Source organism: Pseudomonas sp. ES4 (assembly GCF_050586665.1).
In the GTDB taxonomy this organism is placed as follows: Bacteria; Pseudomonadota; Gammaproteobacteria; order Pseudomonadales; family Pseudomonadaceae; genus Aquipseudomonas; species Aquipseudomonas frederiksbergensis.
The window spans coordinates 21,459-34,015 of record NZ_JBOBDO010000010.1 but is presented as its reverse complement, the minus strand read 5'-3'; the positions used below and the strand labels follow the sequence as shown (position 1 = coordinate 34,015).

General features: G+C 58.1%; 13 protein-coding genes. 5 read left to right on the top strand and 8 right to left on the bottom strand.

The window, feature by feature from the left end; translation table 11 throughout:
* Positions 1-34 precede the first annotated feature (34 nt).
* Entirely contained in the window at positions 35-2,410 is a 2,376-nt protein-coding gene (locus ACQ4OB_RS13490) for a phosphoketolase family protein (protein ID WP_430955828.1), read from the bottom strand.
* A 222-nt stretch (positions 2,411-2,632) separates the two neighbouring features.
* Here ACQ4OB_RS13490 and fnr point away from each other — a divergent pair, with 222 nt between their 5' ends.
* Both fnr and ACQ4OB_RS13480 read left to right on the top strand, forming a co-directional pair.
* Positions 2,633-3,376 carry a fumarate/nitrate reduction transcriptional regulator Fnr gene (fnr, locus tag ACQ4OB_RS13485; protein ID WP_102615484.1) on the top strand — a complete coding sequence of 248 codons (744 nt, stop codon included), beginning with the start codon at positions 2,633-2,635 and terminating at the stop codon, positions 3,374-3,376.
* A 24-nt stretch (positions 3,377-3,400) separates the two neighbouring features.
* A complete protein-coding gene (locus tag ACQ4OB_RS13480) occupies positions 3,401-4,384 on the top strand; it encodes a zinc-dependent alcohol dehydrogenase family protein (protein ID WP_430955827.1) in 984 nt (327 codons plus the stop codon).
* Positions 4,385-4,499: 115 nt separating this feature from the next.
* Here the strand turns inward: ACQ4OB_RS13480 and ACQ4OB_RS13475 are convergent, their stop codons facing one another.
* Complete coding sequence (locus ACQ4OB_RS13475; protein ID WP_430955826.1) at positions 4,500-5,423, bottom strand: universal stress protein; 924 nt, start codon at positions 5,421-5,423, stop codon at positions 4,500-4,502.
* 209 nt (positions 5,424-5,632) lie between these two features.
* Between ACQ4OB_RS13475 and ACQ4OB_RS13470 the strand changes: the two genes are divergently transcribed.
* Positions 5,633-6,535: a diguanylate cyclase domain-containing protein gene (locus ACQ4OB_RS13470; protein ID WP_430955825.1), complete on the top strand. Its 903-nt coding sequence runs from the start codon at positions 5,633-5,635 to the stop codon at positions 6,533-6,535.
* 17 nt (positions 6,536-6,552) lie between these two features.
* Here ACQ4OB_RS13470 and ACQ4OB_RS13465 read toward each other — a convergent pair whose 3' ends face one another.
* Both ACQ4OB_RS13465 and ACQ4OB_RS13460 read right to left on the bottom strand, forming a co-directional pair.
* The gene (locus ACQ4OB_RS13465) at positions 6,553-7,791 is read right to left on the bottom strand and encodes an MgtC/SapB family protein (protein WP_430955824.1); all 1,239 of its coding nucleotides are present in this window, start codon (positions 7,789-7,791) and stop codon (positions 6,553-6,555) included.
* Positions 7,788-7,916, bottom strand: coding sequence for a hypothetical protein (locus ACQ4OB_RS13460; protein WP_430955823.1), 129 nt, complete (start codon positions 7,914-7,916; stop codon positions 7,788-7,790). Before ACQ4OB_RS13460 ends, ACQ4OB_RS13465 begins: the two co-directional genes overlap by 4 nt.
* A 164-nt stretch (positions 7,917-8,080) precedes the next feature.
* Here ACQ4OB_RS13460 and ACQ4OB_RS13455 point away from each other — a divergent pair, with 164 nt between their 5' ends.
* Positions 8,081-9,007 carry a universal stress protein gene (locus ACQ4OB_RS13455; protein ID WP_430955822.1) on the top strand — a complete coding sequence of 309 codons (927 nt, stop codon included), beginning with the start codon at positions 8,081-8,083 and terminating at the stop codon, positions 9,005-9,007.
* Positions 9,008-9,045: 38 nt separating this feature from the next.
* On the opposite strand, the gene ACQ4OB_RS13450 is transcribed toward ACQ4OB_RS13455, so the two are convergent.
* The 4 genes from ACQ4OB_RS13450 to ACQ4OB_RS13435 form a co-directional block, all read right to left on the bottom strand.
* Complete coding sequence (locus ACQ4OB_RS13450; RefSeq protein ID WP_102615490.1) at positions 9,046-9,705, bottom strand: c-type cytochrome; 660 nt, start codon at positions 9,703-9,705, stop codon at positions 9,046-9,048.
* A 242-nt stretch (positions 9,706-9,947) separates the two neighbouring features.
* Positions 9,948-10,604 carry a dienelactone hydrolase family protein gene (locus ACQ4OB_RS13445; RefSeq protein ID WP_430955821.1) on the bottom strand — a complete coding sequence of 219 codons (657 nt, stop codon included), beginning with the start codon at positions 10,602-10,604 and terminating at the stop codon, positions 9,948-9,950.
* Positions 10,605-10,709: 105 nt separating this feature from the next.
* A complete protein-coding gene (locus ACQ4OB_RS13440; protein ID WP_102615492.1) occupies positions 10,710-11,591 on the bottom strand; it encodes a universal stress protein in 882 nt (293 codons plus the stop codon).
* 95 nt (positions 11,592-11,686) lie between these two features.
* Entirely contained in the window at positions 11,687-11,953 is a 267-nt protein-coding gene (locus ACQ4OB_RS13435; protein WP_430955820.1) for a hypothetical protein, read from the bottom strand.
* A 33-nt stretch (positions 11,954-11,986) separates the two neighbouring features.
* Between ACQ4OB_RS13435 and ACQ4OB_RS13430 the strand changes: the two genes are divergently transcribed.
* Positions 11,987-12,553 (top strand): phosphoribosyltransferase family protein, encoded by a 567-nt coding sequence (locus ACQ4OB_RS13430; protein ID WP_102615493.1) that lies wholly within the window; start codon positions 11,987-11,989, stop codon positions 12,551-12,553.
* Positions 12,554-12,557: the final 4 nt, after the last annotated feature.

Sequence of the window (12,557 nt, the reverse complement as noted above, 5' to 3'; positions counted from 1 at the left end):
GTGGGTATTTGATACCGCGCGGCCCTATCGGACTTCAGCGACCCGCCACTGGCGTCCATTGCCAGTTCAGGACTTCGGGCATGTCCTGCCCGTGCTCAATGAGGTAAAGCTTGTGTTTCTCCATGGTCGACCAGTAGCGCGACCGCGCGGTTTGCAATTGATCGTGCAACCGGGGCACGCGCTCGATGACGTCCAGCGCCAATTGATAGCGATCCAGGTTGTTGATCACCGCCATGTCGAACGGTGTCGTAGTCGCGCCCTCCTCCTTGAAGCCACGAACGTGGAAATTTTCGTGATTGTTGCGTTTGTACAACAGTCGGTGGATCAGCGCAGGGTAGCCATGGAAGGCGAAGATCACCGGTTTGTCGACAGTAAACAATTCATCGAAGGCACTGTCCGACAAGCCATGAGGATGCTGGTACGACGGCTGCAGCACCATCAAGTCCACGACATTGACCACCCTCACCCGCAGATCCGGCACGTACTCGCGCAACAGGGTGACGGCGGCCAGGGTTTCCAGGGTCGGGACGTCACCGGCACAGGCCATGACCACGTCCGGGTCTTGATCATCCCGGCACGCCCAATCCCATCGACCGATGCCCGTCTGGCAATGACCGATGGCGGCATCGATATCCAGCCACTGCCATTCCGGTTGTTTGCCGGCGACGATGACATTGATGTAGTTGCGGCTGCGTAAGCAGTGATCAGCGACTGATAGCAAGCAATTGGCATCGGGCGGCAGGTAGATCCGCACGACATCCGACTTTTTATTCGCCAGCAGATCGATGAACCCCGGGTCCTGGTGGGAGAAACCGTTATGGTCCTGGCGCCAGACATGGGACGTCAGCAAATAATTGAGCGAAGCAACGGGTTTTCGCCACGGCACCTCGGCGGCGGTTTTCAGCCACTTGGCATGCTGATTGACCATCGAATCGACGATATGGATGAACGCTTCGTAACAGGACAACACACCATGGCGACCCGTCAGCAAATAGCCTTCGAGCCAACCCTCGCACACCTGTTCGCTGAGGATTTCCATCACCCGGCCATCGGCTGCCAGGTTGAGATCATCGGGCTCCAGCGGTTCCATCCAAGCCTTGGCGCTGACCTCATAGACCGCATCCAGTCGGTTTGAAGCGGTTTCATCCGGGCCGAACAGACGGAAGTTGCTCGCACCCAGACTGTTTTTCATCACGTCGCGCAAAAACGTGCCCATCACCCGTGTGGCCTCGGCGCGCAGGCTGCCGGGAATGTCGAGTTTGACGGCATAGTCGGCAAATCGCGGCAGGCTCAGCGGTTGCAATAACAAGCCCCCGTTAGCGTGGGGATTGGCGCTCATGCGCCGATGCCCGGTGGGGGCCAACGCGGCGATCTCGGGGAGCAAGGCGCCATTGGCATCGAACAGTTCGTCGGGTCGATAGCTTTCGAGCCATTCCTCCAATTGCCGTAGATGAATCGGCTGCTGGAAATCGGCCAGCGGCACTTGATGCGCGCGCCAAGTGCCTTCGACGCGACGGCCATCGACGAATGTCGGGCCGGTCCAGCCTTTGGGCGTGCGCAATACCAGCATTGGCCAAAGCGGGCGCTCTGGTGGCCCGGATGGCCCGGGCCGACGCGCCTCAAGCTGGATTTCACGAATTTTCAGCACCATCGTGTCCAGCGTTTGTGCCATCGCCTGATGCACCTGTACCGGGTCATCGCCTTCGACAAAATACGGGTCGTAGCCATAGCCATACATCAGGGCTGACAGTTCTTCCTCACTGATTCTGGAAAGCACCGTGGGGTTGGCGATTTTGTAGCCGTTGAGGTGCAGGATCGGCAATACCGCCCCGTCACGCGCAGGGTTGAGGAATTTGTTGGAATGCCAACTGGCGGCCAGCGTCCCCGTTTCGGCCTCACCGTCACCGATCACGCAGGCGACGATCAGGTCGGGATTATCAAACGCGGCGCCATAGGCATGGGCCAGGCTATAGCCCAGTTCGCCGCCTTCATGGATCGATCCCGGAATCTGCGCCGAGACATGGCTGGAGATTCCGTAAGGCCATGAAAACTGCCGAAACAGGCGAACCAGACCGTTGGTGTTGCGTTCCACCGAGGGATAAAACTCGGTATACGTCCCTTCCAGATAAGTCTGTGCCACAACCGCTGGCCCACCATGACCGGGGCCGGCCACAAAGAGCATGTTCAGGTCGTACTGGTTGATCAGCCGATTGAGGTGGGTGTAGATCAGGTTCAGCCCAGGGGTCGTGCCCCAATGGCCCAGCAAGCGCGGTTTGATGTGCGCCAGGGTCAGCGGTTGCTTCAGCAGCGCGTTGTCCTTGAGGTAAATCTGCCCGACGGCGAGATAATTGGAGGCCCGCCAATAGGCATCCAGCCGTTGCAGTTGCTCAGGACTCAGAAAATCGCTCATGAGGGTCTCCGCCAGAGTGTCGGTGCACCATTGGATATTCATCGATTCTGAAAGTCTGAAACGCTTGAGACTTGATTTACATCAATTCTCCAAGTCATCGCTCAAGCTGAATGGCACGGGATTCCCCCATTCGTCGATTTTCTCGGTCCCCTCCCCCAATGAGATGCGCGTCGAAAGGCCCGCCACCTATGCTTACTGCATTCCCAGAAGGTGTTTTCTCCCATGCCTGAAGCCCATCCTCTTCAAGTCCATTACCTCAAGGCGGCGTGTTCCAACTGCAGCGTATTGGAATTATGCCTGCCGATAGGCTTGAGTGGCCCGGAGGTCGAGCGTCTGGATACGCTGATCGTGCAACGCTTCAAGGTCAAAAAGGGTGCAGCGTTGTACCGGACTGGAGATCCCCTGCGCTCGCTTTACGCGGTCCGTATCGGCTCATTCAAGACCTGCATGGTGTCCGTCGACGGTCGTGAACAAGTCACCGGATTTCAAATACCTGGCGAGATACTCGGGCTGGACGCCATCAGTACCGATGAACATGCCTGCAACGCGTTTGCCCTTGAGGATAGTGAAGTCTGCCCCATCCACTTTGCGCAACTGGAAAAACTCGCCCAGAGCCTGCCGTCACTGCAGCACAACCTTAACAGGCTCCTGAGTCGGGAAATCGTCCGCGATCACGACATGCTGATGATGTTGGGCAACATGAACTCGGATGAGCGCCTGGCCGCCTTTCTGCTGAACCTGTCACAACGTTTGAATATGCGTGGTTATTCATCCAGGGACTTCGTGCTGAAAATGCGCCGCGAAGAAATCGGCTCCTACCTGGGGCTGCGATTGGAAACCATCTGCCGGGGCATTGCGCATCTGCGGGATCAGGGGCTGGTGGAAATAACGGGGCGAGACGTCAAGATCCTGAACATGGAAGGGCTCAAGCAGCTAGTCGTGGGCTGTCATCGTCCCCTCCGCTAACATCCGCACGTCTGGAGCATCGACATGCGTGCCATGGTTTTGCATGCACCCGGCCAGCCGCTGCAACGGGAAGAGCGCCCAATCCCGACAGCCGGTCCAAACCAACTACTCATTAAAGTCTTGGCCTGCGGCGTGTGCCGCACCGATCTGCACCTGGTGGACGGCGAATTGCCACAAGCGGTACTGCCGCGAGTGCCGGGCCATGAAATCGTCGGTGAAGTCACAGCCGTAGGTGCCGACGTTGCGCCCAACTGGATAGGCCAGCGGGTGGGTGTTCCATGGCTTGGCTGGACCTGCGGTCACTGCGCGTTCTGCCGCTCGGGCCGGGAGAACCTTTGCGATCAGGCCCGATTCACCGGCTGTCATCTGGATGGCGGGTATGCCGAGTACACCGTGGCCGACAGGCGTTTCTGTTTTCCCATTCCTGAGGCGCTCTCGGACCTTCAAGCAGCCCCACTGCTGTGTGCCGGGCTAATTGGTTTTCGAGCATTGCAAATGGCCAAAGGTGCACGCCACCTGGGCCTCTATGGTTTCGGCGCGGCGGCACACCTGGCCATTCAGGTCGCGCGCGGTCGGGGACAGCAGGTGTATGCCTTCACCCGGCCGGATGACAGCGAAGGCCAGGCCTATGCCCGATCACTGGGCGCCGAATGGACGGGGCCATCGGACCAGCCACCTCCGCACCTGCTCGATGCCAGCCTCATCTTCGCCCCTGTAGGCGCGCTGGTGCCGGCGGCGCTGGCCGTCACCGTAAAGGGCGGCTGTGTGATTTGCGCCGGCATTCACATGAGTGATATCCCCGCTTTTCCGTATCGCCTGCTGTGGGGCGAGCGCAGTGTCCGTTCGGTGGCCAATCTGACCCGCGAAGACGGCACGCAGTTTTTTGAGGAGTTGCAGCACACGCCTGTGCACTGCGACATCACCCGTTTTGCGCTGGACGACGCCAATCAGGCACTGACGCACTTGAGGACCGGTCGGTTCAATGGCGCGATCGTGCTCACTCCCTGATGGCAGGTGAAAAAATGCCGACGCTCTGGCGACGCGCCGGTGGTTTCAAGACGCGCTCGTTCCCCCTCTCCCGCGATGTTCCGGCCAACGGTTCATCGCGGGGCTACCCAAGTTTTCAGGATTGCAGAGTCTTGCCTGGTTTTATCGCCAGTACACTGCACGGCGCCCGATGCAGGAGTTGTTCGGCCGTGGTCCCCAGCAGCTTGTTCAACCCCTTGTGCTGCACCGTTCCCATCACGATGACATCGGTGCGGTGGTCTGCCGAAAATTGACAAATACTCGACACCGGTGCGCCTTCGATGAAGTGCCGACATTCCGGTGGCACACCGTGACGCTCTGCCAAGGCCGCAAATGCCTCGGCCTGAGCCACGCCCAACGTTTCATAAATCCCGACGGCCAGCGGTAGCGCACCAAATCCCATGTCCTGGGCATACACGGCCGTCCAGTCAAAAACATGTAGCAGCTCCAGCCGGGCGTCACACTGTTCAGCGAGCTTGATCGCAGCGTCGATAATCTGATCGTTGAAGACAGGGTCCCGGTCTTCGCCGCGCAACACATCGACGATGGCCAGTACGTTGTGGGGTCGCGGGTTGAGGGCATTGGTCACCAGATGCACCGGCACCGGACAATCGCGCAACAACTGCCAGTCCAGCGGCGTAAAAAACACCCGTTTCAATGCCGATTCTTCCTGGGCATCCTTGATGATCAGCGCCAGCGGCATCTCGTTGACGAAGTGCAGAATCTCCTCATAAGGATGCTGTACCCACACCACCTCGCTAGTGACCTCGACCCCGTGTTTGCTCATCAGCCCGGCTTGCTCCGCGAGCCACTGCCGATGGGTTTGCAAATAGCCGTCCCGGGCCAGGTTGATTTCTTCAGGGGCGAACAGGCCAGCCACCGCCAGGGCCTGCAAATAATCGAACGCCACGATGTGCAACGGCAATTGCATCGCGAGTGCCAACGCGGCGGCGCGGTCGAACGCGGGCGTGCGGGTCATGGCTGGGGGGGCTATTAGCAGTAAACGTTGAGTCTGCGACATGGGGCACCTTGGCACGCGGCCATCTGGATGAAGTGAACAGGTATCCAGATTGAACGTTCCTGCCGGAGGCGACTTGATCTTTATCAGAAACGGCGTCCCGTTCGACGCTGATTACGGCAGCTAAAGTTGATCTTGATCAACGGATTTCCTCCTCCATGGCCCTAGCCTGAATCAAGGCTTAACGTGTCAATAGCAATGTCGGAGGGGCAATGATCGAATATGACCAGCAGTTGTTGGTAAGAGCATTGGATGCTGCGACAAACCCGGTAATGATCACTGAGCGGACGGGGTGCATCGTCTGGATCAATAAAGCGTTCTGCCTCTTGAGTGGCTATACAAAACTGGAACTGGTGGGGAAAACCCCGCACCTGCTCTCCTCGGGAAGACAAAGTACTACCTTCTATCGGGACCTATGGTTGACGCTCCTGGCGGGCCTGACCTGGCAGGGAGAAATGGTCGAGCGACGCAAGGATGGGGGTAGTTGTACGGTCAATCAGGTCATCACCCCCGTGCTCGATCATCAAGGTGTGGTGACGCACTTCATCGCCATCTTGCACAACTTCAAGTTGATGGATGACGAACGCGCCAGCATGCGGCAGCTGGCGTTCCATGACCCCCTGACCGGGTTGCCTAACCGCAGGTTGTTTCTGAATCTGCTCGATCAGGCGATGGACCACGCCACGAGACATCAACAGTCGTTGGCGTTGATGTTTATCGATCTGGATCGCTTCAAGTCGGTCAACGACACGCTGGGGCACGCCTGTGGAGACAAGCTGCTGGTAGCGGTGGCCGAACGCTTGGGCCAGACCGTGCGCAGATCCGACGTTGTCTCTCGTTTAAGCGGGGACGAGTTCGCGATTCTGATCACGGGCACGGATCAAGTCGACCAGCTTGAGGCATTGGCCAATAAACTTATCGCCGCGATCAATCAGCCCTTCATGAGCGAGGCACAGAGTATCGAAATGCGCATGAGCGTCGGTATCAGCCTGTTTCCCTCTGAAGGCGTCAGTGCCGAGGACTTGCTCGGGCAGGCTGACAGCGCGATGTACCAGGCAAAACAAGCCGGTGGCAATACCTGCCGTTTCAGCCTCCTGCCGCCACATGCTGAGTAAGAACTCAATACACGACCTCAGTGCAACAAGGTGCCCACCCACATCGCCAGTGTCAGCAACACCTGGCCGGGGATCACATACGCGGCGAATCGTCGTCCGCCGCTGACCCAGGCCACCAGGCATTTGCTCAGCGAGTTACTACTGACAGCTATCAGCGCGGGGCCGGCAATAGCATCGAAAGGCAACAGCCCGGCCTTGGCCAGGGAGGCAATGGACGCCGTCGAGGAATGCGCGTCGGCAAATCCGCTAAGGGTCGCGGTCAACATCACCCCTGCCTCGCCAAAGTGGCTGAGCATCACTGACGACAGAAAAGTGATGCCGGTCATGGTCAGCGTGACGATCAGGGCCAGCTTGAGATTGAACGCACCACCCACCTTGATCGGCTGGTTCGCGCCGGTCGCAGGTGTGAAAAACATCAAGCCCAGGCCATACAGCGCCGTGGCAGCGGCACCGCATAACAGCGGCCCCCACATATGACGCAACAGGCCGGTATCGACCGCCCCCAGGATCAGGCCAACCTGGGTGACGGTGGCCAGATTGGACAGTATCGCTGCGGCGCTCAGGGTTTTGATGTGCTCTGGTTCTTTGATGACGAGATGCCCCATGGCGGCGATCGTTACGGTACTGGAAGCAAACCCGGAAGCGATGGCGCTGATCGCATAGCCGTAACGACTGCCCAAGGTACGTACCGCGATATGGCCCATCGCACCCACCGCCATCAGCAATACGGTCAGGGTGCAAATGGTGCGCAGGTTGATGGCGGCATACGGGCCGATAAAACGGTCCGGTGCCAGTGGCAGTACCACCAGTGCCGCAATCAGTAGCACCAGCCCGTCGCGCATTTCCGCTTCGGTCAGTTGGCTGCGGGCAAAGTGGTGCAACTTCTGCCGGTACATCAACAGCGCCGCTATCACCACACCCATGATGATGGCCAGCTCAGGCGCGGTGCTACATAACGCGCCCAATACCAACACTGTGAGCAACGCCACTTCGCTGGTCACACCCGGATCGTTACTCAAGCTTCGCCAATACGTCACGCAAACCAGCATCGCCAGGCCGAAAGCCATGATCCCCACCAGCAGACCACCTCCGACCAACATTGCCCCGTAACCCAACAACGCGGTAATCGCAAACGTGCGCAAGCCGGCACAGGCACGGCTGTCCCCTCGCCCCTTGTGCCGTTCGCGTTCAAGACCGATGAGCATGCCGATCCCCAGCGCAGCGGCCACTCCCGCCAAGCCCAGGTTTTCGATCATGGATGCCCCGCTCTCATGTTCGCCATGACGATCCCTCCCGTCTCATTCTTGCGCTTGAGTTCAGCACGCGCCCAAGACTGCGCCGCAATGACGGACGGGAGGTTGATAATGGTCAACCATTTCATGATGGGCTCGGCGCGACTAACCGCGCGTCGGACGGCATTTTTCCATCCCCCGCCTGTTTGACAAAAATCAATCCCGCCTCCCCGGTCAGCGGCAGGATGAGCCTAAGACTTCACTGCCCGCCAATGAGCGCAAGCGTTTCCGGATTACCTACAGGAGATTTGTCATGTCTGAGCAATCACGTTTAATGCTGGTCGTCTCCCCCCTGATGGAAAACAGCCCCGCGTTCGACCGGGCCGGGGCGTTGGCCAAGGCTTCGGGTGCGGCACTGCATATCGTTGCATTCGATTACCTCGAAGGGCTGGCGACCGCCGGCATGGTCAACGAACAAGCGTTGGAGCAGATGCGACTCGGGTATGTCGAGCGCCATCGTCAATGGCTGGAAGAGCAGGCCCGTCCCTTACGAAAAATCGGAGTGCACGTCACCACTGAAGTGGTCTGGGTGGAAAGACCCTTGCAGGAAATCCTCATTCACCTCAAAGAACAGCCGATGACCGCACTGATCAAGGCACTCGAATACGAATCGCTGCTGTCGCGCCTGATGTTCACGCCCCTTGATATTCATTTACTGCGCGAATGCCCCGTGCCTTTGCATTTCGTCAGTCACGTGCAGCACGCCCTCCCGCGCAAGATCGTCGCCGCAGTGGATCCGTTCTATCGTGCTGGTCAGTACAAAGATTTCAATGATCGGATTCTGCGCGAGGCCTCGAAACTGGCAAGCACCTGTAATGCGACGCTGGATGTGATCTACGCCCATGACCTTTCATCCATTAGCGCCGACGAATTCGGCTTCGACAACGCCTCTGCATTCTTTTCCTCAGGTACCGCCAAGACGCTGTTCGATGCACAAGGCGATGCCTTTCGCGAGCTGGCCGAGCGCAACGGGATCCCGCCGGAACGCCAGCACATGATCATGGGCAATCCGGCCAAGGTCCTTTCCAGCTATGCGAATGCCTATGACATCGATGTCATCGTCATGGGACGTGTTGGCCATCGTGGCATGGGCCGACTGATCGGCAGTACGGTGGAACAGCTGCTGTACAAAATGCCGTGCAGCGCGTGGGTGGTTTCACCGGAAGAACTGGCTGACTGAAAGAAGCTCACCCACCCACCGGAAAACAGCAGAAGCCACTATTTTTTTGCCCCGAGTGTCGCCATGTAATTTGCGACAGATTCGGCATCTGCATCAGACAGTGAATGATTCACCTGCTTCATCAGGGTGTCACTGCTGTGCTGGTCGGTCTGTTGAAGAACCTTGATCCGGCGACTCATATAGTTTGCATGTTGGCCGGCCAGGCGAGGAAACCGACCATTGCCCTGGCCGTCAACACCGTGACAGGAACTGCACTGTGGGACGCCAGATTCGGGCAAACCCTTGAGAAAGATCAATTCACCGCGCGCATCAGGTGTATCGGCATCAGCCTTCATGGGGCTCTGGCTTGAAAAATAATCTGCCAGTTCTGCTATCTGGGTCTCTGTCAGATGGGTAAAACCCCACATGTACTGAGTCCCGGCTTTATCGCTGCGAGCATGGTCCTTGAAGTCAGCCAGCTGCAATATCAGGTACTCTTTTTGCTGACCGGCCAGCTTGGGAAATGTTGGTGAAATCGACTCCCCCGTCAGCCCATGGCATTGGGCGCAAACCTGGTCCGCCATGGCGATACCAGACATCGGCGACGTTGTTTGCGATGTCTCTTCACTCGTACTGGTACAACCCATAAGCGCGGCTACGCAGAGGGCAAGAGTGAGATGTGATTGGTTGAAAATATTCTTCGTGCCAAATGCTTCCATGATCTACGCCCCTGCGTTCAGCGGATCAATACGCGTCGCTCATCTACGTTTCAATTCCCTCTGAAAAAACTGCCTGGTGACACCCCTTGGCTGGAGCCTAGCTACACGCGGACCATTTACAAGGTCAGAGGCAAAGGCGCCATTCAGGTCTACATTCGCAATATCCGTGCGGGCTTGATGCCCTGTGAGCAAACCGGAAATCGAAACCTATCCGTTTGGCGGGTGAGGCCGATCAAGAGTTGTCAGTCGGGGTCATGCAGATGCTTTTCGAACCAGTCGCCAGCGAGTCTGGCGACTTCCTCAAGGGCTCCCGGTTCTTCGAAAAGATGGGTTGCGCCCGCCACGATTTCCAGCTGCTGCTCACATTGCAAGGCATGACTGCTTTGATCATTCAATTCGAGCACCACCGGGTCCTGGGCGCCGACGATCAGCAGAATGGGCGCCCTCACCTGCGACAATGCCATACCCGCCAGGTCGGTGCGCCCTCCCCGGCTGACCACCGCATGCACCGCCTCTGGGCGCACGGCCGCCGCCAACAACGCTGCCGCAGCACCGGTGCTTGCGCCGAACAGACCGATTCGTAGCGGGTTTAATTCCACATCCCTACCGACCCAGTCGATGACCTCCACTAGTCGCCTGGCAAGCAAGGCGATATCGAAACGTAGCTCTCGGGTGAGGTTGTCCAGGCGTTGCTCTGGCTCCGTGAGCAGATCGAACAGCAGCGACGCCAGCCCCCGCTTGGCCAGCGACTCAGCAACATACTGATTACGCGGGCTTGTACGACCGCTGCCGCTGCCATGCACGAAGACCACCAGAGCGCTGGCGCTGGTCGGCAGACGCAAATCGGCTGATAACTCAACATCCCTCAAGTCCAGCTGCCGACTTTTCAACTCAATCATCGACGTTCCCCTGAGTCGAGGCACTGGTGGCAGGCGCTCGCTGCCAGGACCGCATTAACAAATCGATGACTTCTTCGTCTGAAGCCACGGGCAAGGGTGTCCATTCTAGACCGCCAGAACGTTGCAAGGCACTTGGTACAGTATGTGTTCGGTCGTGCTGCCCAGCAGCTTCTCCAGGCCGTGGTACTGAACTCTGCCCATCACGATCACATCTACCTGCTGCTCGTTGGCAAAATCGCTCAACGCCGAAACCGGGTGTCCGAGAACAAAATGCCGACGGTCCGAGGGAACGCCGTACCGTCCAGCCAATTTCATGAACGATTGTTCCTCGGTTGTGCGCAACTCTTTGGTGATGTCTGAAAGCGCCAGACCACCCATGTCCGCCAGATAGACACCCGAAAGATCGCAGGCATATAGCAGGTGCAACTCGGCATCGCACTGCAACGCCAGGTTGGTAGCTTGCTGAATGATCCGCTCATTCAGCTCGCTGTTTGCCGGCTCTGTACCCGATGCGTCAACCGCCGCCACGACCTTGCGCGGCAAGGCGTGGCCGCCGCCCACCAGATAGACCGGTATCGGGCAGTGGCGCAACAAATGCCAGTCCAGCGGGGTGAAGAACGCGCGTTTGAGAGCCGATTCGTGCTGCACTTCCTTGATCAACAGATCGGGCTGCATTTCCGTGACGTGATCAAGAATGTCTTGCTTCATGTCATTGGCCCACGTCACCTCCGTTGTCACTTTGAGCCCGAGAGCGTGGAGATTGGTTGCCTGGTTCGTCAGCCAGTCTCGATGGTCCTGGAGGTAGCTTTGCCGGGTTTTTTCCTGCACGCCTTCGTCAAGCAGTGACAGTATCTCCAACGGCTTTACGAACGCGGCAATATGCAAGCTTGCGCCGCTAGCCTTGGTTAGTGCGGCCGCATGGTTTATCGCAGGGGAGTGGCGCAGGGCCGGGTTGATGATGAGTAACAAGCGTTGATATTGGCTCATGATCTGACTCCAGGCAGATGGGACTCGACGTCCACCGCTGCCCCATTGCTGTGGCCAGCCGTAACGTCTGCGCCGGATCAGGCACCAGCGTTGATTCAGAGTCCTCCGTTGATGTCGCCCTGGCGTTGATTTATATCAGATCCCTGCGTAACACCGATCAATGGAGCAACGCCGCTCATGGATTGAACTTTCATTTCACCGTACTTGATCAATATCAATAGGGCCGAGCCAAGCGCGATTACGTTGGCAAAATGGAACAGCATTTTTTTTGCTGTGCTGAGGACTTTGATGCATGCCGGTTCGTTGATGGTGTGACGCCCCCACCACACCGGACGCTGCCAGCAGCGCAGTCCCTGCATCATGATTGACCCATCGATTTTCGATAGGAGACGGCTATGCCGACCCAGCTTGCGAATCAGCGGTTACGCTTGTACGACAGCGATGAACTCGATGGCGTGCTGCAGGCGATGGCGCGCCAAGCGGCGATATTGTTGCCGCCCACTCAAGCGGCACTGATTGGCATCCAACGTCGAGGCGAGCCTCTGGCACAGCGTTTACAGCAGCATCTTTCGCGTCAGACCGGCCAGCCAGAACTGCCGCTTTACCCCCTGAAGGTCAAGCGCTATGCCGATGACCTCGAGGTGCTGCATGCATACACGGAATTGACCGAGAACCCACTTTTGGGCGAGCTGGACCTTGCCCATACCACCCTGCTTGTTGTCGACGATGTGCTTTTTGAAGGTCATTCACTCCTGCGCACCTGTGCCTATTTGGCGCAACTGGGGGCTCGTCGGGTCTACACTGCGGTATTGGTTGACCGGCATGTTTGCCAGCAACCGATCCATGCCGACATTATCGGCGTGCATCTGCAAGTTGCCGCCCATGACATCGTCGAATGCAACGTCCCGCCCTACGAAATGGAATTCTGCATTGAAGTTTTGCGTCATGGTGCTGCCCGATGACGGC